The sequence below is a fragment of the Thalassotalea ganghwensis genome, assembly GCF_053485795.1.
Map to the genome: position 1 here is coordinate 212,948 of NZ_JBQRUM010000003.1, position 19,971 is coordinate 232,918.

17 protein-coding genes and 1 tRNA gene are annotated in these 19,971 nt (G+C 38.9%); 6 read left to right on the forward strand and 12 right to left on the reverse strand.

The annotated features are described in order from the left end of the window. Positions 1-313: 313 nt before the first annotated feature. Positions 314-389 (reverse strand) — tRNA-His (locus tag ACSLUH_RS04485). 142 nt (positions 390-531) lie between these two features. Here ACSLUH_RS04485 and ACSLUH_RS04490 point away from each other — a divergent pair. Further along, positions 532-1,071 carry a DUF1285 domain-containing protein gene (locus tag ACSLUH_RS04490; protein ID WP_448565033.1) on the forward strand — a complete coding sequence of 180 codons (540 nt, stop codon included), beginning with the start codon at positions 532-534 and terminating at the stop codon, positions 1,069-1,071. Positions 1,072-1,245: 174 nt separating this feature from the next. Here the strand turns inward: ACSLUH_RS04490 and hemN are convergent, their stop codons facing one another. The 9 genes from hemN to ACSLUH_RS04535 form a co-directional block, all read right to left on the reverse strand. Beyond that, the gene (gene hemN, locus ACSLUH_RS04495) at positions 1,246-2,616 is read right to left on the reverse strand and encodes an oxygen-independent coproporphyrinogen III oxidase (RefSeq protein WP_448565035.1); all 1,371 of its coding nucleotides are present in this window, start codon (positions 2,614-2,616) and stop codon (positions 1,246-1,248) included. 459 nt (positions 2,617-3,075) lie between these two features. Next, positions 3,076-3,573, reverse strand: a complete 498-nt coding sequence (locus ACSLUH_RS04500) for a DUF2489 domain-containing protein (RefSeq protein WP_448565037.1) — start codon at positions 3,571-3,573, stop codon at positions 3,076-3,078. Next, positions 3,573-4,151, reverse strand: coding sequence for a Der GTPase-activating protein YihI (yihI, locus tag ACSLUH_RS04505; RefSeq protein ID WP_448565039.1), 579 nt, complete (start codon positions 4,149-4,151; stop codon positions 3,573-3,575). Before yihI ends, ACSLUH_RS04500 begins: the two co-directional genes overlap by 1 nt. A gap of 697 nt (positions 4,152-4,848) precedes the next feature. Next, entirely contained in the window at positions 4,849-5,814 is a 966-nt protein-coding gene (locus ACSLUH_RS04510; RefSeq protein WP_448565041.1) for an alpha/beta fold hydrolase, read from the reverse strand. Positions 5,815-6,039: 225 nt separating this feature from the next. After that, positions 6,040-6,570, reverse strand: coding sequence for a VOC family protein (locus ACSLUH_RS04515; protein ID WP_448565043.1), 531 nt, complete (start codon positions 6,568-6,570; stop codon positions 6,040-6,042). 131 nt (positions 6,571-6,701) lie between these two features. Further along, complete coding sequence (locus tag ACSLUH_RS04520) at positions 6,702-8,483, reverse strand: M61 family metallopeptidase (protein WP_448565045.1); 1,782 nt, start codon at positions 8,481-8,483, stop codon at positions 6,702-6,704. A gap of 132 nt (positions 8,484-8,615) precedes the next feature. After that, entirely contained in the window at positions 8,616-9,725 is a 1,110-nt protein-coding gene (locus ACSLUH_RS04525; protein WP_448565047.1) for an acyltransferase family protein, read from the reverse strand. 115 nt (positions 9,726-9,840) lie between these two features. Next, entirely contained in the window at positions 9,841-10,698 is an 858-nt protein-coding gene (purU, locus tag ACSLUH_RS04530) for a formyltetrahydrofolate deformylase (protein ID WP_448565049.1), read from the reverse strand. A 131-nt stretch (positions 10,699-10,829) separates the two neighbouring features. Further along, a complete protein-coding gene (locus ACSLUH_RS04535; protein WP_448565051.1) occupies positions 10,830-11,060 on the reverse strand; it encodes a VF530 family protein in 231 nt (76 codons plus the stop codon). Between the two features lie 179 nt (positions 11,061-11,239). Here ACSLUH_RS04535 and ACSLUH_RS04540 point away from each other — a divergent pair, with 179 nt between their 5' ends. Beyond that, complete coding sequence (locus ACSLUH_RS04540; protein ID WP_448565053.1) at positions 11,240-13,126, forward strand: methyl-accepting chemotaxis protein; 1,887 nt, start codon at positions 11,240-11,242, stop codon at positions 13,124-13,126. On the opposite strand, the gene ACSLUH_RS04545 is transcribed toward ACSLUH_RS04540, so the two are convergent. After that, entirely contained in the window at positions 13,116-15,938 is a 2,823-nt protein-coding gene (locus ACSLUH_RS04545; RefSeq protein WP_448565055.1) for an ATP-binding protein, read from the reverse strand. The two genes, ACSLUH_RS04540 and ACSLUH_RS04545, sit on opposite strands and share 11 nt — an antisense overlap. 308 nt (positions 15,939-16,246) lie before the next feature. Between ACSLUH_RS04545 and ACSLUH_RS04550 the strand changes: the two genes are divergently transcribed. From ACSLUH_RS04550 to ACSLUH_RS04565, 4 genes are all read left to right on the forward strand, one after another. Beyond that, entirely contained in the window at positions 16,247-16,525 is a 279-nt protein-coding gene (locus ACSLUH_RS04550; protein WP_448565057.1) for an autorepressor SdpR family transcription factor, read from the forward strand. After that, positions 16,522-17,172 (forward strand): SdpI family protein, encoded by a 651-nt coding sequence (locus ACSLUH_RS04555; protein ID WP_448565059.1) that lies wholly within the window; start codon positions 16,522-16,524, stop codon positions 17,170-17,172. Before ACSLUH_RS04550 ends, ACSLUH_RS04555 begins: the two co-directional genes overlap by 4 nt. A 62-nt stretch (positions 17,173-17,234) precedes the next feature. Beyond that, positions 17,235-18,029 (forward strand): N-formylglutamate deformylase, encoded by a 795-nt coding sequence (hutG, locus tag ACSLUH_RS04560; RefSeq protein ID WP_448565061.1) that lies wholly within the window; start codon positions 17,235-17,237, stop codon positions 18,027-18,029. Positions 18,030-18,032: 3 nt separating this feature from the next. Then, positions 18,033-19,394 (forward strand): formimidoylglutamate deiminase, encoded by a 1,362-nt coding sequence (locus tag ACSLUH_RS04565; protein ID WP_448565063.1) that lies wholly within the window; start codon positions 18,033-18,035, stop codon positions 19,392-19,394. A gap of 80 nt (positions 19,395-19,474) precedes the next feature. On the opposite strand, the gene ACSLUH_RS04570 is transcribed toward ACSLUH_RS04565, so the two are convergent. After that, on the reverse strand, positions 19,475-19,831 hold the full coding sequence (locus ACSLUH_RS04570; protein ID WP_448565065.1) for a hypothetical protein: 357 nt from the start codon (positions 19,829-19,831) through the stop codon (positions 19,475-19,477). Between the last annotated feature and the right edge of the window lie 140 nt (positions 19,832-19,971).

Sequence of the window (19,971 nt, forward strand, 5' to 3'; positions counted from 1 at the left end):
ATAGTAGACTTAAACCCACGCCAAAACAGAAATAGCGGAATCACAAATGATTTCGTGTGTTTTGAAAAATAGGATTATAAAACTCAAAGGAAAGTGGGGTGGCATATGGGACTTAAATCCACGCCAAAACAGAAATAGCGGAATCACAAATGATTTCGTGTGTCGTGGAAAATAGGATTAAAAAACTCAAAGAAAAGTGGGGTGATAGTAGACTTAAACTCACGCCAGAACAGAAATAGCGGAATCACAAATGATGACGGTAGTCGTGACATGTTAGTGACGTTGATGTACTAATAAAAAAATAGAGGAAAAGTGGGGTGGCATATGGGACTTGAACCCACGACAACCGGAATCACAATCCGGGGCTCTACCAACTGAGCTAATGCCACCACTGAAAGGTATTCAATAAATGTGTATTTATTGAAGAGCGCGAATTCTAAAGTATTTACCTAGCTTTTGACAAGCGCTATTTTTCAAAAACGGGTAATTACGGTTAAAATAATAAGTATCTTGGTTAAAAAGTGAATGATTATGTCTTTGGATAAGCTTTCCGCCCAATTAAAAGAACACTCAGCGCAATCGATGCCCCCAGTAGAGCTTTGGGACCCGCCTTATTGTGGAGAAATGGATATACGAATCGCCAATGATGGCACTTGGTTTTATAACGGCACACCTTTTAAGCGCATGGCGTTGGTTAAGCTTTTCGCGTCAGTGCTGAAATATGAAAAGGGTGATTACTTTCTGGTGACCCCTGTTGAAAAAGTTAAAATTACTGTCGATGATGCACCATTGCTATTAACTCAATGGCAATTACAACAAGCCAATGGACAAAGTGTTATTGGCGCCAGTACTAATTTAGATGATAGTTTTTTTATTGGTGAAGAGCACCCGGTAAGTCAAAACCAGCAAGGAGAGCTTTATGTGGTGGTCAGAAGAAATTTGAACGCCAAAGTACATCGAAATGTATACTATCAGTGGGTTGAACTAGGTAAAGAAACTAAGACAGATAATGGAATAGAGTTACTGGTAACCAGCGGGGATTACCAGTTTAGTTTAGGCCGATTAGACTAGTAAAACGTTTAAGATTCATTTTGGCCTCAGCCCCAAGATCTTAACGAAAGGGGCAAAGGTTATGTTGAATACTAACGGCATTAGCATTCGCTCATTTGGAATAACCAAACGTCGCCCATGCTGCTTCGCACTTATCAAAAACAGCCTACTGCAGAAAAAAAAGGTTAACAAACCCTAAATAACTCTTGAAAAGCGTTGTTGATTAATATGTTTTTGCATGTAAGCGTCAAAGGTCATGCAAATATTACGTATTAGTAATCGGGCGCGTTGGCTTACCGCTATAAAGTTTTCACTGTTTTCGACGAGTTCATCGTCTATAAAGCAGTTTAGTAGCGGTAATTCGTCCGCAAAATAGTCATTAAAATTGATATCGTATTTTTTATTAATGAGCTCTTTATCTAAATAGTAATTACACATTAATTGTTTAATGACGTCGCCACGGATAATATCGTCATGGGTCAAACTAATGCCTTTTTCTAGGGCATGTCCACAATTATCAAGCGCTCGATAGTAATGACGTAGTTCTTTAACATTTTGTGAATAACTATTGCCGATTGCACTGATAGATGAAACACCTAAGCCGAGTAGGTCGCAATGCCCATGAGTCGTATAGCCTTGGAAATTTCGGTGTAGATGCCCTTCACGTTGTGCAATGGCAAGTTCATCATCAGGCTTAGCAAAATGATCCATACCAATGAATTCATAGCCATAGCCGCATAGCAGCTCGATGGCTAGTTTCATTAACGCGAATTTTTCTAAACCGTCAGGTAGCCACTCGTCTTTTAGTTTGCGTTGAGCGGCAAATCTGCTCGGTAAATGGGCGTAGCTGAATAGTGAAATTCGGTCGACATCCATTTTATAGGCTTGCTCGATGGTTTTACCAAAGGTTTCTAACGTTTGGTGAGGAAGACCATAAATAAGGTCAACATTAATTGATTTGAAACCGACTTTTTTCGCGTGCGCAATAAATTCAGCAATAAATGCCGTAGATTGTTCGCGATTGATTGCTTGTTGTACTTTAGCATCGATGTCTTGTACACCTATACTTAGGCGATTAAAACCTAGCTGGTGTAAATGATCGGCAAGCGAGAGCTCAATCTCACGCGGATCAATTTCTATACTCATTTCAACCTTATTAGCAAAACTAAAATGTTTTTTCACAAGCGTCACTAAACGGTCAATTTGAGCTTTGGTTAAAAAACTTGGTGTACCGCCACCCCAATGCATTTGTGTGACCGTATATTCTTTAAATAGTGGCGCTTTCGCGATGATTTCTTTGGCTAAGTAGTCTAAGTAATCGTCCGCTTTATCTCGGTGTCTGGTGACAATTTTATTGCAACCACAGTAATAACAAAGACTGTGGCAAAAAGGGATATGAATATAAAGTGATAGTTCTCTGTTAGCGGATTGCTTGACGGCATTAAGCAAATCGTCATGGTTAAAGCTATCATTAAACTCGAGCGCGGTAGGATATGAGGTGTAACGTGGTCCACTGGTATTATATTTATTCAGTATGCTTCGGTTAAAAAATTGCTCGGTTTTCATTATTACCCTTAACTATTCAAACTTACGACTAACCGATGGCATTATACGTGGGTTTAGTTGATTCATTGTTGATCTTGCGCAAAGTTAGATTAATACGCGCTATAGAAAACGCCAGCTTTAACACTGGCGTTTGAATCTTTGTGTTGGACAAATTCGACTATTGCGAAGCAATAGTTGTCTCAGCGCTAAAGGGTTGCGCTATTGTCTTGTTGAGCATAAACGTGACGAGGAAGTAAAGTAGCATCATTACCTATTCGCGTATTAAAGACGTTAAAACCACTTGAAATATAAGGGCTCCAGCCCAACGGATTTTAACCCCTGATGGGCAGCTATTAGGCATGCTACGGTCGACAAATTACACTTCACCTAAACTAGTTACTAACGCAATACCTGCTTGTTCAGTTTGCTGATAGCACGTGCAAATTACTGTAAAATGACATTACTGTAGCAAAGGTGCTTTTAGTGCTTGCTTCTAAGTAATGATAGTTTATCTAACGCAAATTGATATAACAGGTCGAGTTCTTTTACGATATCAGGGGTTAATCGTGCCTCTGCTTTTGTCCGTTCTAGGTCAAACTTCATGCGCTCTTGTTTGGCTAACTTTTTTCGTTCTTCCAATATTGGCATGTGCTTTATTGCATGGTACAGCTCAAAAATACTCGGAAATTCTCGCTCGAGTTGATCAATGCTTTTCAGTGAGTCTAGCAAAACACTGATACGCCAACATCCTTCACTGTAATCGCACTGTTCCTCTTTCATCGCTTTAACAATAATAACAACACTATCAAAAATTTTTTTATCATGTTGCTGATGAGCGCGCTCTGCTTCAACCATTGCCTGTTGTTGCATTTTTGTTTGCGCGCGTAACTGCATTAATAATTGTCCGGCGTAAAACGATAAGCCAGCAACAATAACGACAGCGATTACTAGAAAAATTTCGATGTTATTTTCAATCATTACGACTCATAATCTGATAGGTTAGTTTTGTCTAATTTATCCCATAAGGCTTCTTCGTCTAGGGCATCACTTTGCTCAACATCTAGTGCTTCTTCTTGATCAAGCCCGAGTTGTTCGCTGATTGCCTGATGACGTTCCATTTTTTCGTTAAAATAATCAACCTCATCTTCAGTTAAAATGATATCGTCTTCTTGTTTACTTAATATCTCTTGAAGTTTGCTATCGTTTTCAATTGCTTCTAGTTCTTGATGTAGCTCATTTTGATTATCTACTACACGGATCGCCGCTAAAGGTTTTTCTTCAACTTTTTTCTTGGCAGGAGTTTTCGTCTTCGCTTTTGTGGTATTTAGCTCATTACCAAGCACAATCGGTTTTTTGCTACCTATTCTCGGATCTTTATTCGTTTTTGCTGAAGGTTGGTTTTTATTTGTTTTTAGCGCTTCTTTTTGGCGATTACCAGACACCTTACCTTTGTGTTTTTTCGGTTTTTTATCCGCTACATTGGCAATTTTTTTGTCATCCTTGCTGGCACTCAGAGGTGCTAAGCCAGGCTTTCTTGATTTTTTCTTACGAGTCATAGTGAACAGTCAAATGATGAAATTAGTACTTATTTTACGTTAATTTCTTAAGGAAGCCAAAGAATAGCATGGGTAGGGAGAAATCTTATTAGGACAGAAAGAAAAAACGATGGCATAGCCATCGTTCTAGGAGAATATAATTGTAATACATGAAGCAATTATTGTTAGTTCCAAATTCTTAATGGGTTATCCTAACCTCGTTTCATCGTCCCTATGATCTCTGACAGTTATCCAGTATTGTTATTAGTGCATTCCTAGCGATAATTTTTTGTTTTCGGTCTTCCTAACACTTTTTTGGGCTATCCGTATGTCCTCCAGGACTAATATGTTAATGATCTTCCTGAGTGTAGCTAATCATCCATATTCGAATAAAGTGTATTTATGTGCAAATACGTTGAGCTTTCCGTGCGTATTTATGTCCTTTTTCTTTCGTTGTCTTAAACAACTGCCCCATACTTTACTTCACTGAGCGCATAGAGCAAGTTAAAAATTAATCGATATTAATAAAATTATATTCGAAATTCTATAACGCTCTGTATTGGTTGTTTATTTTATCGAAAGAAAACATTTCTTTGAGAAGAATAAAAATCAAAAATGGCAAATGTCTTACAGGTTTTATGGCTAAAATCTCGCAAATGGAGAACTAAAACAAGTTACGATATCATTCGTACTAAATTTTGTTTCGTTTTTTTGATAATTATCGACCTAACTGGTCAATAAGTTGCTCAATCGCCGATATAATTAAGTCTGGCTTTTGGAACATCAATAAATGACTGCCATTCTTCACCGGATAATATTGGCCTTGCGAGTCGTCGGCTATTTTTTTGCTCCAGGCACTGCCTTCTTTTTGCCAAGTCAATATTTGTTGGTATTTCTCGTTGTCAGGCTTTATATCATGCATTTCAAAATCGGTATCGATAACGGATATCGGCTGGTGAAATGGCGAATAAACTTTGGCAGCTTGCTCCAAATCTTCTTGATAGTTCGCGATTTCAATGGCGACCGTCTGTTGATTTTCGATTGTTAAACGCTGTTGCTGCATTGCGTTAAAGTATTTCCAGTCCATATCATTCACGTAATTTTTAGGGATGAGCGATTCAATGGTGATAACTTGATCATTATTACGCGTAAGTGTTTTAGCTAACCAATTTTGTTTAGCAATATGAGGTAAAATGTCATCTATCTTTTCCTTGTACCAATTAGCTGGGAAGCCAGAATACAAAGATATCGAATGAGGTAATAGGATATCCGGGTCTATCCACAGTTGTGCTTCAACTCTTAATTGAGTTAATTGTTCATTTAAAAAGACACTGACTAAGTTACTACTGGCAAAATTAACGAGAATAACCCGCTCAAGTGAGAGTTGCTCAAAAATGGCTGGTACATTGTTGGCAAATGTTTGATAAGACGTATTTGGGGCAAACGAGCTCCAACCGTTGCCAGCTCGGTCAATACTAATCACATGGTAATGTTGCGCTAACAATGGCTGTAATAAAGAAAACCAGGCACTATCACTATGCCAATGTTGGTTAGGACCCGAGAGTAAAACAATGCTGGGTGCTTGAGTGCGAGCGCCCATTTCTCTGATGTGAAAATGATGCTGATTAACTTCTAACAAGCGTGAATGCGCGGGTAATTGCGCAGAATGTACTTTAAAAGACAAGGCTAAACTGCTCAATACAGTTACGGTAGCTAGCAGGTATAAAAAGGGTTTAAACATAGTCATAGCGAAGACAAGTAAGTAGTAAGCACTATATTGCGCAAGAAAGGTAATAAATAGAAGTGTTTACAAACAATTAGTAACAATTTAAATGTGAAACACCAGCTTATGCTGGTGTTTCACATTACGTTTTCAACGGGTTAAAGCTTGTTGATAGCTTATTGTTAATTAAGATTCTTCGTGTAACCAAGCAGCATGACGAGGAGCTCGTTTGGTAACGGCCCATTCATTAATCATGTCGTGAGCAACTTCATTAAGTTTCTTATATTGCTCTGGCGTACCAATGTTTGCAGCCAGTTCTAAGCGGTGTCCACTTGGATCAAAAAAGTAGATTGATTTAAAAACACCATGATGGACAGGGCCTAATACATCAACACCTTTACTTACTAACGATTCCTTAGCAGCGATTAATGCATCAACATCTTTCACTTCTAGCGCTAAGTGTTGTACCCATGCAGGTGTGTTTTCATCGCGACCCATTTCGTCTGAGTTTGGAAGTTCAAAAAACGCTAAAACATTTCCCATGCCAGCATCTAAGAAAATGTGCATGTAAGGATCAGGCGCTTTTGTTGACGGAACTTCGTTTTCAGCAATAGCCAAAACCAGGTCCATATTTAACTTATCTTTGTACCATTCAACTGTTTCTTTCGCATCTTTACAGCGATAAGCAACATGGTGCACTCTTTCAATCTTGATCATATTTACCTGCCATTGATCGGGTTTAGTTATTTTGCTGGTATTTTTACATAAAGCTAATTATCGCACTATCGATGTAAAGCAATATTCTGATGTTAACTTGTCAGCAAAACTCTACGCTTAGTGTCATCAATTCAACCGAAAACTTTTTGCCAATTAGCTGCTTTATTCTCATCGGCGACTCGATAAGATATCGCTAGTCTAGGAGAATCGGCGAACTTAACCGATGTTGTCATCAATTGGTCATCTCTGAAAAAATGACAGGTGACTTCCGCTTCTTTTGGCAAATGTGCCGCAATAGCTTGTATTGTCTTAGTTTTTGCTTTGACATTATCGAGTGCAACAATGACATCGTTAACAGCCAAACCTGCCTGTTGTGCTGGAGAGTTTGCTAACACGACAGAGAGCTTTAAACCGTGATCAGATTCACTAAATTGCGCACCAATATATGGAACGTAATCTTTACACTCACTGGTGTCGAGCGAGTTGATAGCGGCGAATTTTGTTAACGATTGCTCAATACCAAAATCAGCGAGTATCGGTTCAAGATTTATGCGGTCAGTCTCAAACAATAGGTGCTTTAACTGAGTTTTAACTGCAGGGTTTGCTAACTGTTCGACCAGGCTGAAGTAATCATCTAACTTTGTTCCAATGTTGTTTTTGCCAAATTTTTGCCAAAGCAGGCGCATTAAATCATCAAGGCTGTGTTTGCCTTGAGAGCTTTTACGGATAGATAAATCAAGCCATAAAGCAATCAGTGAACCTTTAGTGTAGTAACTGACAATATGGTTAACCGCATCTGGACCTTGTTGATAAAACTTAGTCCAAGCGTAAAAGCTTGAATCGATGACATTCTGTTGTAATTGGCCATCACCACGATTGACGCGAGTTGCGGTTTTGGCCAGCGTGGCTAAGTACTTGTCAAAATCAATTAAACCGGCGCGATAAAGTGAGAGGTCATCATAATACGAGGTGATACCTTCATATGCCCATAGTTGCTCTGTGTATACTTCTTTGGCTAAATCATAGGGAATAAACTCTGCTGGTTTAATACGACAAACATTCCATGCGTGAAAATACTCATGCGAGCACAAACTTAAAAATGTTTGGTACCCTTCGCTAGTTTCTTGTTGATTGTTTGGGTTAGGAAGATCAAATCGACTCGCTTGTAACACTGTCGAGTTCTTATGCTCTAAGCCACCAAAACCTTCACCGAGCAAGTGCGTGATAAACCAATACTCTTCAAAAGGGGCATCACTAAATAGGGCGATATGGTGTTGGCAGATTTTAGTCAAATCATCGATTAACCGTTGTTGGTCACCATAATGCTTTCTGGTGAATACAAGGTAGTGAGGAATCTCATTAACGGTAAACTCAATCGCATCAAAATCACCAAGCGCAACGGGACAATCAATTAAGTGTTGGTAATTTTCCGCTTTATAGTGGCCAAATTGATAGAGGTCAGTCCCCTTTGCTCTCGGAAGACCTGTGGCAACTCGCCAATTGTCCATCAAATCACTTTTGATGATATCGAGGGTGCACGGTTGCTCTGATAACTCTTCAATTTCAATGAAGGTTGAGCTACCGTTAAAAAAGCCTCGTTGACTATCGAGATAGGCGGTACGAACTGATAGATCAAAGGCAAACACTTGGTAAGTTAAGGTGATTTTTTTATCAGTAGCAGTTACATGCCAGCGCTGTTTATCAAGTTTGCTCAACTCAAGTGCAGCACTATTTTCTGAGACTGCGGCAAGCCGGTGAATGTGCTTGGCAAAATCTCTAACCATATAACTGCCGGGTAACCAAGATGGTAGCCTTAAGTGGTAACACACACCTGGTTTAGTGTCGAAAGTGATGGAGACATCGAATAAATGCCGACGAATATCGTCAGCAGTAATAGCGTATTTAATTGTCATGGATATCGAAGTTTTCTGCAGACTAGATAGCGTTAATGTAACAGATTATCAATAGCGAAAACATGTTTTCGAACACTATACAGTATTGCTATGTTTTTATAATCAACGTTATAAATGTGTTTTTAATAATACTTAAATTTGGCTGTAGGGATTTTTTATGTCTAATTTTAATTTCCCCAATGTTCTTTCGTAAATATAGGTGAAAATGTTGCTAAACCAATATTTCTTATGTTCGGTAATTTGCCCCAAAGCAAACGTAGAGATTGAAATAGTAAGGACTAATAAAAATATATCACTGATACTACTTGGATTGTGATTATATAGTTTTATCCATATTGAAAGAACCAAAAAGTGCACCAGATATAAGGTAAATGTATAGTTAGAGATCGTTCTAATGGGGTTTTGATACTTAATTAATGAGTTAAAATTAAAGTATCGGGCGCAATGGAAGTTGATGATGATGATTATCGCAACAACATAATCACCTAAATATCTATCTGCACTTCCTAGAGACAAAAAGTCAAAAGGCCAAATATCATTACCAAACACCCTTAACGCTATATCCAAATCAAAATATTTATAGAGCCCCAAAATAGATATGCTAGCAAACCAAACGGCTCGAGCAGCTTTAATATTAACTGGGTACTTTTTTTGATAATGATACAAGGCTACACCTGATAACCAAATAGGTAACAAGAGCCATAGTTTGTAACCTAATAATAAAAAGACCATTCCACCTATTAATACCCTCTTCATGCCAGAAAAGAAATATACACTTGCGAAAAAAATGTAATACCAAACTTCATAGCTAAGAGACCAATATGGAGTTAACCAAGGTGGTGTTTCCGAAAGAGTCCATATTTCACCTAAGAAAAAGCTATGAAGAGTAATATAAATGTGGAAATTATCTAACTGATAGAACTCAATATTAGTAAAGTTTGAATAGGCAAATACACTAAAAAAAGCAAGAAGAAGAACTGGTAGGGCAACTGAGTAAATTCTTGCCGCTCTAGCTATCAGGTATTCACTAAGAGTAGGTTTTTTTAGATCACAGGTATATGCAATTACGTATCCTGAGAGAACAAAAAAGATTATTACAGCCTCTCTACCTAAGTCGGGAAGGTAATGAGATGTGCTATCATCAATCATTTTAAATTGGATTAGATGAGCTAGAACGACCAAAAATGAAGCCAAAAAACGGGTGATGTCTAAATATAGTGAGTATTCTTTATCCATTTTCATTTGGTAACCTATATCTAATCCGTTAAGCGACTTAGGTCGGCGTATTTATAAAACATATAATATAGAAAGTTTCAAATTATATGAAGCAATTTAAAAAATCACACAAATTATACACTTAAAAAATTACCGTTTTATCGCCATTTAAACAGATACGTTGCTCTGCATGAAGTCTTACTGCATGGCTAAGGGCATTTGCTTCTAAGTCATGACCTAAATGCACCATTTGTTCAATGGTGTAGGTGTGGTTTATTGGCTTTACCTCTTGAACGATTATCGGCCCTTCATCTAGATCGGCAGTCACATAATGGGCTGTCGCTCCAATCACTTTAACGCCGCGCGCATGTGCTTGATGGTAGGGGCGTGCTCCTTTGAAACTTGGTAAAAAGGAGTGGTGAATATTAATCGCCTTTCCGGCTAAATCGCGACATAAGTCATCAGAGAGAATTTGCATATATCGCGCCAATACTAATAAGTCAGTTTCGGTCTTTGTTAGCAGTTCTCTAAGTTGCGCTTCTTGCTCTGCTTTAGTGTCGGCAGAGATCGGTAAATGATAAAATGGGATGTTGTGCCACTGTGCCAATTGCAGGCAGTCAGTATGGTTGGAAATGATAGCAACAATATTGACAGGTAAAACTCCTGCCTTCCACTTAGTGAGCAAAGAAACCAAGCAGTGGTCATCTTTAGATACTGCAATAGTGATATTGGGTAAATGCTGTTTTTCTCTCAGCTCAAAACTGATATTTAATGGCTTAGCAAGCTCAGCGATGGCTTGATGAAGCTCTTCTATCGGCACCGTAAGATTTCTATCATCAAAGGCTACGCGAGAAAAAAACGTATTGGTGTCAGGATCACTATATTGAGCGGTTTCGGTAATAAAGGCACCATGTTCAAAAAGGCTTTGCGCTACACTAGCCAACACACCTGAGGTATCAGGACATTGCCACGTTAAAATATAGTGATGAGTATTAGTCATTTGTAGACTCGGTAATTTAGGTTTAGGTCATTGTGCCAGTATTTTTGTACAAAAATAAACAAAAACGTCCTAAAGCAGTTAAAGCGAATTCAACTGAGATATAGTTTTGAATAATATGGATGTAATCAACATTATTCAGTATGCAATTTGTGTTTGTTTTTCACGTAAAAGGTTTCTACTTTCTCTCTTGCCCAAGGGGTTTTGCGAAGAAAGTTTAATATTGATTTAATACTCGGGTTTTCTTTAAAACAACGCATGTTAAATTGTTGGGCTAACTGGGCGTAGCCGTAATGATCAACCAATTCATTGACGATTGTTTTAAGGGTAATCCCGTGTAGCGGGTTAAAGGGTTGCTCTTGCATTGTTTTTATCTGCTGTGGCGTAATATAACGAGTGATATTTGTAGTGTAACATTTTCAGTACGTTAAAAGTTAGATCTGTTACGAGGCTTGTGTTAATTAAACGTTATCAAAGTTTTGGCATTCTTCTTTTGCAGTGGTAGAGTGTCGTCCAGCATAAATAAAATAATACATGAAGAGATATGCAAGTGCTGCCGTTAAAGTTTGCTCATAAAATTATTGTTGCTACCGTGGTGTTACTAATTGCTGCGTTAAGTGTTTCTACTGCGATTAATTATACATCACTGAAGCGAGATACCGAAAATAACTTAGAAAAAGCCATTGATGAAATCAGTCGCTCCGTTGCCGGAAATGTTGCCAATTGGCTAACCGCCAGATTGCAAATTATTACTGCTATTGCTGAAAATTCTAAATTTGATGACACGCCAGAAGAAATGTTGGTTGCTGTTCAGCAAGCGAATAAAGCAGGGCAGCTTAAAAATACCTATATTGGTGTTGAGAAAACCGGGCAATTTATTCTCAATGACTTAACCATTCAACTTCCTGAAGGGTTTGATGCAAGGGGAAGGCCTTGGTATGTGCAAGGGAAAACCGAGCGTGCACCATCTTTTACTGAAACTTACCTTGACGCTACCATTAACCAACAAGTGATTTCGGCGATCGCCCCAATTGTCAAACAAGGACAGTTTATCGGTGTAGCAGGCGGCGATATATTTTTAGATGAAATAGCCAATATTATTAATAGTATCGACTTTCTTGATTTGGGTTATGCCTATTTACTCACGTCAGATGGAAAAATTTTGAGTCACCCCAATAGTGAGATGGTCAATAAAACAGTCAAGGACCTCTTGGGTGTTAAACCAACATTTAATAATCAGTTAATCGAAGTTGATGATAAAAATTTAGTGTCGTTTATGAAAATAGACGGTATCGCTTCGGTTGATTGGTATATTGGTATTGTTCTTGATAAAGAAAAAGCCTATCAGTCAATGGTGTCGGCTCGAAACTCTGCCATTGTTGTTGGTATTGGTAGTTTATTGGTTACCGTGTTGATTTTGCATTTCTTATTTAACCATTTGATGCGACCTATTCACCGACTCAATGTTGCAATTCGTGATATATCTCAAGGCGATGGTGATCTAACTCAACGTTTGACTATTGATAGTCAAGATGAGTTTGGTCAGTTATCAGAAAACTTCAATGGCTTTATTGACACGATTCATAAATCGATGAAGCAAGTTCACAGTGCTGCAGATTCACTTGAAAAACACATTAATCAAGTAAGAGAAAGCGCCCATTTGGGGATTGAAATGGCTCAACAGCAACTCAGTCGCGGTAGCAATGTGTCTGGAGCGATTAATGAATTAAACAGCTCCTCGCAAGAGATTTCCTCCAATGCCGTTACCGCATCTGAATTGACTTCTGCGATGCAAGTACAATCTAACGAAGGGGTTAGTGCGCTTAATGAAAACATTCGCTCGATTGGTCAGCTATCTGAAACCATGAGTCGCTCAAGTGTTGAAATAGAAAAGCTAAGTAGTGAAACTGCCAACATTGTCAGTATTCTCGATGTAATTAAAGGCGTTAGTTCACAAACTAACTTACTGGCACTTAATGCTGCAATAGAGGCTGCTCGTGCAGGTGATGCGGGTCGAGGTTTTGCGGTAGTGGCTGACGAAGTGAGACACTTGGCACAGCGCACTCAAGAAGCGGCCACCGAGATAGAAAGTTTGATTGAAAACCTTGAACAAGGCACTGTGTCAGTCGTTGAGTCGATGACTCAAAGCCAACAAAATAGTCAAGAAAGTGTAGAGAAAGCAAATATCGCAGATACTAAAATGCAGCAAATTATTGATGCATTATCTAAAGTTGATATAGAAAACCATGCCGTGGCCGATGCCACTCAACAGCAAACTTTAGTGATTAAAACGATAGATGACGATATTATTGAGTTAATGCACCTCAATGAACAAGGGGTGAACAACTTAAAGCAAACAGAGCAGGCATGCGACAGTTTGCAATCTCAATTTAGTGACTTAAATACATTAGTTGCTAAATTTAAGGTTTAACATCAATTTCGTCCTTATGAATATGCCGATAAGCTTGATTTAGTTTGTTGGTGATCTCTTCTTGGGGGCAGGGTTTGGCCATATAGTCGTCAAATCCTGCTTCGATACATTTTTCAGTAGCACCAGCGAGGGCATCAGCGGTAACTGCGATTAACCAGTGGGGTTGATTATTTTCTAATTGGCGTAATTGTCTTGCCAAAGCAAAACCATCCATATTGGGCATGTGACAATCAGAAATGATGATATCGTAGTGATTTTCTGTATGCATAGCGAAAGCTTGCGCACCATCATATGCGACATCGGCTTCGATCCCTAATCTGGCTAATTGAGCGGTTAGCACTTTAATGTTTACTAAGTTATCTTCTGCAACAAGGACTTTTAGATCTTTAAAGCGTTGATCCCCTTCAGGGTTGACTATACGGTTATTCTTGCGGCGCTCAACAGGTTCTTCTAGTAGTCTGTCTTGGGTTAGCGACAAGGTAAAGTAAAACTCACTGCCTTGGCCCTCAACGGAATAGATATGGATTTTACTGTTCATGGCACGAATAATCTCTTGACTGATACTCAAGCCAAGCCCAGTTCCGCCGTATTTGCGTGTTGTGTCATCTTCAGCCTGAATAAACGGCGAAAATAGCGTGCCTAATTTTTGTTGGGAGATACCTATTCCGGTATCTTTAATACTCACCCTGATGTCACTCATATGTTGATCATCTAAGGTATAGTCTTTGACTTTTTCAATCGATAAAATGACATGACCTTTGTCGGTAAACTTTATTGCATTGCTGATTAAGTTATTGAGTACTTGATTGAGACGTGTTGGATCCGATAAATAGTAGTGTCTAATGTCGGCATCAACTTTCAAATGAAGCTTTAAGGTACGATCTTGCTCAATATGGCGATAGCTGGCAATCATATTGCGGGCCAGTAAATGAAAGTTGATCGCGACAGACTCTAACGTCAGTTTGCCAGCATCCATTTTGGAAAAATCGAGGACATCGTTTAAAAGCGCTAATAAATGGCGTGCGGACCCCTGCAGAGTTTCTAATAATTCTTTTTGATCATTGGTTAGGCGAGTAAAGTTCAATGCTTCCGCCATACCCAGTACGCCATTCATTGGTGTACGAATTTCATGACTCATTCGCGCTAAAAACGATATTTTAGCTTCCGCTGATTTTTCAGCGGCTAATCGAGCCTTTTCAGCTATTGCTAATGCTTCATTTACACGTTTGTTAGCACGCTGTTGCACACGTTGTTGTCTAACATAGGTCAACGCTAAAATGATGATTAAAATGGTCGCGATAGCAATGCCAAATTTCGCTTTACGATAGAAATCAGTTAAATATAATTCGACACCTTGTTCAACATTACTACTTTTATTCCAATGGCTATAAATTTGATCAAATTCCGCTTGTGTAATTGCTGTAATCCCACGGTTGATCAGCTGCATTGGTTGCGCATTGCGATTTAAAAACGCAAAACTTAATTGGGTGTTTTTTCTAAAATTAAGTAGCGGCTCACTCACCAAGTTGGCGAGTCGATTTTTCTTGATCATATAATCAGCGACCAAACTGCGCTCGACTAGCAGGTCAGCTTGATTTTGCGCTACACCTAGGATAGCTTCATTGACACTATTGTAATTAATAAAACTGGCGTCTGGTAGCTGTGCTTTCAACTCCTTTGTACTGTTAAAATCTTTAACGACCGCAATTAATTTATTGTTCCAATCGCTGCTACTGAGGCTTATATCATCTTCTTTGCGATGGATCATGCTGTAATTTACATTGAGATAGGGTTTAGAGAATGCAAATAGCGGATCTTGCGCTTTGTATTCTGCTAAACCAAACATATCGGTGTCACCAACTAGCACAGAGCGATAGGCTTTTTGGAAGTTATCTACGTATATGGGTTGGAATATTAGCCCTGTTTTTTCTGAAATTAACCTCATAATGTCGACACTAAAGCCATGGGTGACAATATCTTGTCCATTACTTGGTATCAGATAAGGAGGAAAGCTGGTGCGTGGTAATGGATAAGTAACCACAAGTTGATCGAGTAATAAATTTTGTTCTTGTTCGGTAAGCTCGGTTAAGTAATTCCCGAGTAGTAAATTTATCTCATCATGCTGAGCGAGCGTATATTTTTTTCTCCAGATATTGGCGAGGTCGGGTGAAATCATCCGAATACTCTGATTGATGTTAAGCATTAACTCCCTATCGCTGTCGCGAGTGACAAAGTGAAAGCTAATCTCAGGGGTATTATCTTTGCTGATATGAAAGTTTGCTTTCAGTTTTTTTTGCTCCAGTAGCTTTTCGAGTTTCCAAGGGCTGATCGAATAGATAGCATCAAATTCATCTATTCGGTCAAACAAGCTATCAAGGTCTAAAAAATAGGTTTTATTCACACCTTCGTTGAGTTGTTGTAAAACGGATTGCCCCGGTGAATGTATGGCTAGGTTAGTCACAGCGTTACTGCTGTTATTGATTTTTTTAAATAGCTTTTGTTTTAGTTTTGCATAGGGGATACTCAATAAAATGCCATCGGTGTTTTTAGGGAGAATACTGATCGCAACGATGTCTACTTCATTCGTTTTTAAGGCCTGATAACTCTCCACTAATGGAATTTCGATAAATTGAATATTCGTTTGGTTATCAATAGCCCATATTTGCCAAAACTCTTTAAGAAATAGTGTAAGTTGTGGCGACATTTCTTCCATCGCTTCGTTCTCTGGTAGGGCGATACGAAGTATCTTGTCTTCGTTGGTTGAAAGTGATTTTATTGAAAAGCCTAAGGTGACTGAAGGTGTCGTGAGCATCAGGCAACAACATAAAGCAATCAAAATTTTGGTTAGGTTTAGGAAGGCAAAGCTTTTGGTTAAATGTCGCATATTACTCTTAGATAAATAGCCTTATATTAAAACGGATACTAGGGTCTGCTGACCCTAGGACGTGTTGACCTTTTAAGGTTATATTTTATTTGACTTAATTCAACATGCCTTAATCAAGTCTAGAGGCAATTTATCATCACTGTCTATTTTTTTAATCAAAAACACCTTTAAAGACAGTTGCTATTATTTCGGTATTTCGCTAATATCCGAATAAGCGAAATAAAGAGGGCATGATAATGAGTGATGTTTTTCAGGCACTTTCTAGTTCAGTTAGGCGAGAAATTCTCACCATGCTGAAAGAAAAAGACTTAAGTGCCGGTGAAATAGCTGAGCGAATTGCGGTGAGTAAATCAACCCTATCAGGACATTTAAATGTATTAAAAGCCGCTGACTTGGTTTGTTCGCATCGCAGCGGTACAACGATTACCTATAGTTTAAAAACCAGCGTGGTAGAAGAGCTGGTTGGTAGTGTGATGACAATGTTTGGCTATGAAGGCCAAAAGGAGGAAAAATGAAACCATTAAAATTTGCTTGGGGTATATGGATGCTTTCATTATGCCTTTCATTGGTGTCTATATTTATGTTACCAGCCGACATGCAAATACCAGTGCATTGGAACGCAGCAGGAGAGAGCGATGATCATGCGAGCTTATTGGTAGCTTTATTAACTCAACCGCTAATTATGCTGTTAATTATTGGCGTATTTATTGGTATTGGATTTATCGAGCCTCGACAAGCCAATATGAAAGAGTCTAGAGCGGCAAAAGAGTGGATGGCATTGGCAACAGTTTCGTTGTTAGCCGTGATAAACTTGGGATTAAACGCCTATGCACATGGTTATCAATGGTCCATGGGCAAGCTAATACTGGGCGCCGTGATGGTGCTTTGTATAATTGTTGGCAATTTTTTATCTAAAACTCGCTCAAACTTTTTTATCGGCATTCGAACACCATGGACGCTTTCAAGTGAAGAAGTATGGCGCAAGACACATCGCTTGGCTGGCAGGCTATTTATGGTGGTTGGTTTGATTGGCTTAGTTGCAGTCGTTTCTTTAGACATGCAATATGCAATCTATCTTAACATTTCTATGGTTATCGCCACAGCACTCATATCTTGTATATACAGCTGGGTTAAGTGGCGTGGAATAGAGCATAAATCATAGCTATTAAGTGATGAACATGATAAATTGCACCTTAAGTTGTATATACAATTTAAGGTGCAATTATGTCGAATACCTATACGTTGGTTGAAGGGAATGTTCCGCTGCTAATTAGTATGCCTCACAACGGGCAAGATATTCCAAAAGAGATCGCAGCGAAAATGACGGATTATGCCAAACAGGTGCCAGACACAGACTGGTATAAAGATAAGCTTTATGACTTTGCAAAAGCACTGGGTGCCTATTTGATTATCCCTCATTATAGTCGTTATGTTGTTGACCTTAATCGTGATCCTGATGGCGTAAATCTTTATCCAGGGGCTAACTCTACCGAACTATGTCCAACCACGGCATTTAATTTATCACCGTTGTACTTAGACGGTTATTTACCGTCAGCATCAGAGGTTTCTCGTCGAGTAGAGCTATATTGGCGCCCTTATCATTCTCAACTTCAAACCACATTGAATAAAATGAAAGAGAAGTTTGGTTGTGCGGTATTACTTGAAGCACATTCGATTCTGTCAGAAGTGCCTCGCTTTTTTGAAGGGCAGCTACCTGATTTTAACTTTGGTAATGCCGACGGTAAAAGTTGTGCTGTAAGTTTGCTTGAACAAATCACATCATTAGATTTTGCGCCATACTCTATGGTCAGCAATGGCCGGTTTAAAGGTGGCTATATTACTCGCGCCTATGGCAATCCAACACATGGGGTTCATGCATTACAATTAGAATTATCCCAACGAACGTATTTAAATGAGCAAACCTTTGCTTACAATGAGCAATTAGCAACTAAAGTAAAACCTAAACTAGAAGCGATAGTAGAAACGTTGATTAAATTTGGTTTAGATAGTGAAAAGTAACTTATGAAATTATTTGCGAAAAAAATACTCTTAGCCGATGGCTGGGCTGATGACCAAACCATCACTATTGAGCAAGGTGTGATCACAGCGATTTCTTCTGATAGGGCTTCTGATGCGCACGCCGTTGATATTGTTATACCTGGCATGGTTAATTGCCATTCTCATGCTTTCCAAAGAGCATTTGCTGGTTTTAGTGAGCAAGGTAGTGATGGTAACGATAGCTTTTGGACATGGCGTAAGATTATGTATCAATTCCTCGCCAAGCTAACCGCAGAAGATGCCAAGGTGATTGCTACACAACTTTATATTGAAATGTTGAAAGCTGGCTATACACGGGTTGCAGAATTTCACTACTTGCATCATGATGTTGATGGTTCGCCATATCAAGATTTGGCTACGATGGCCAAAGCAATTTTTACCGCAGCGCAAACGAGTGGTATTGGCCTAACGCTTTTACCAGTATTGTATCAATACAGTGGCTTTGGTCTTCAGCCCCCAACGGAGGGGCAAAAGCGCTTTATTAATAGTGTTGAACAGTTCAACCGCTTGGTGACTGAATGTCATCAACTTACGGCTGATTACCCAAATAGTAATGTAGGTATTGCTCCTCATTCACTAAGAGCGGTAGATAAAGCTTCACTGCACGCTGCTGTAGAGCACGTGCGCCAGTTAGATAATAAAGCCCCAATCCATATTCATATTGCTGAGCAGCAAAAAGAAGTTAATGACTGCTTAGCGCATTATCAGCAAAGACCTGTGCAATGGCTATTAGACAATTGTGAATTGGATCCACATTGGTGTCTAATTCATGCAACTCACATTAATGAGCAGGAGCGAAAAGGTATTATTGCCCATAAAGCGATAGCAGGAATCTGCCCCACCACCGAAGCGAATTTAGGGGACGGTATTTTCCCAACGACGGCGTTTTTATCCGAAGGAGGGAGCTTAGCGATCGGATCAGATAGTCATATTTCGGTGAACCCTGTTGAAGAGTTACGCTGGCTTGAATATGCCCAGCGCTTAGTTAAACAGCAACGTGCTATTTTAACATCTCAAGAAAGCCCGTCAGTGGGTTATCATTTGTGGCGACATGCCGCAAAAATAGGCGCACAAAGTACTAATGCTAATGTCGGAGAGTTAGCCGTTGGCAAGCAAGCTGATCTTTTAGTTCTAGATGCGAAAAAAATGGCATGTTTTGCTCATCAAGATAAATACTTACTTGATAGTTTATTATTTGCTTCGCAAGATAGTATCATCACGGATGTGATGGTTAATGGCGAATGGGTAGTACAAAACCGACAACACGCATTGGAGCAACAAGGCCAGGAAAACTTTATCGCATTGTTATCGCGATTATCTCAATAAAAAAGGGGCTGAACAGCCCCTTTAAAGTCTCAATCGCTTGAGTTTAATTAGCTAAACCAAGCGAGTTAAACGTTTAATCACTAGAACAAATGGCGATATTTACCAACGGTATCACAGACCAACTTTTTGTTGTTGATATGGAGCCTAGGGTTGCCTTTATTGGTTTCGCAATAATTGTTATAAAACGCCACCACAGACTTTCTTTCCGCTGTGATTTCTTTTAAGTAGGTGATTTCTTTTTTGCTAAATTGTGCAAATTTAGGTTCTAAATCTTCATATATCTTTTCGGTACGCAGACGTACTTTAGTATCGGTAGCGTCCCCGAATATTTCTAAAATCATATGCTTTTGCTCGATATACCATGCTTCCAGTTTTGGTTGCGGATAAAAATGCAAAAAAATCGCAAAAGCGACGATTAAGATCAATAAATTCTTCATAGTCTGCTGTATAATGTGGTTGTTTTTATAGAGTAATCAATTTTCGGCAAACAATGAATGCTTTTCAATAAAATATTTGAAATAGAGTCGTTTGCCACAATTTTTTACACCAACATTTTGTTATATACGCCATAGTATAT

Coding starts and splice junctions, on each gene's coding strand:
- ACSLUH_RS04490 (WP_448565033.1), top strand. CDS start 532: ATGTCTTTGGATAAGCTTTCCGCCCAATTAAAAGAACACTCAGCGCAA.
- hemN (WP_448565035.1), bottom strand. CDS start 2,616: ATGAAAACCGAGCAATTTTTTAACCGAAGCATACTGAATAAATATAAT.
- ACSLUH_RS04500 (WP_448565037.1), bottom strand. CDS start 3,573: ATGATTGAAAATAACATCGAAATTTTTCTAGTAATCGCTGTCGTTATT.
- yihI (WP_448565039.1), bottom strand. CDS start 4,151: ATGACTCGTAAGAAAAAATCAAGAAAGCCTGGCTTAGCACCTCTGAGT.
- ACSLUH_RS04515 (WP_448565043.1), bottom strand. CDS start 6,570: ATGATCAAGATTGAAAGAGTGCACCATGTTGCTTATCGCTGTAAAGAT.
- ACSLUH_RS04520 (WP_448565045.1), bottom strand. CDS start 8,483: ATGACAATTAAATACGCTATTACTGCTGACGATATTCGTCGGCATTTA.
- ACSLUH_RS04525 (WP_448565047.1), bottom strand. CDS start 9,725: ATGAAAATGGATAAAGAATACTCACTATATTTAGACATCACCCGTTTT.
- purU (WP_448565049.1), bottom strand. CDS start 10,698: ATGACTAATACTCATCACTATATTTTAACGTGGCAATGTCCTGATACC.
- ACSLUH_RS04535 (WP_448565051.1), bottom strand. CDS start 11,060: ATGCAAGAGCAACCCTTTAACCCGCTACACGGGATTACCCTTAAAACA.
- ACSLUH_RS04540 (WP_448565053.1), top strand. CDS start 11,240: ATGCAAGTGCTGCCGTTAAAGTTTGCTCATAAAATTATTGTTGCTACC.
- ACSLUH_RS04545 (WP_448565055.1), bottom strand. CDS start 15,938: ATGCTCACGACACCTTCAGTCACCTTAGGCTTTTCAATAAAATCACTT.
- ACSLUH_RS04550 (WP_448565057.1), top strand. CDS start 16,247: ATGAGTGATGTTTTTCAGGCACTTTCTAGTTCAGTTAGGCGAGAAATT.
- ACSLUH_RS04555 (WP_448565059.1), top strand. CDS start 16,522: ATGAAACCATTAAAATTTGCTTGGGGTATATGGATGCTTTCATTATGC.
- hutG (WP_448565061.1), top strand. CDS start 17,235: ATGTCGAATACCTATACGTTGGTTGAAGGGAATGTTCCGCTGCTAATT.
- ACSLUH_RS04565 (WP_448565063.1), top strand. CDS start 18,033: ATGAAATTATTTGCGAAAAAAATACTCTTAGCCGATGGCTGGGCTGAT.
- ACSLUH_RS04570 (WP_448565065.1), bottom strand. CDS start 19,831: ATGAAGAATTTATTGATCTTAATCGTCGCTTTTGCGATTTTTTTGCAT.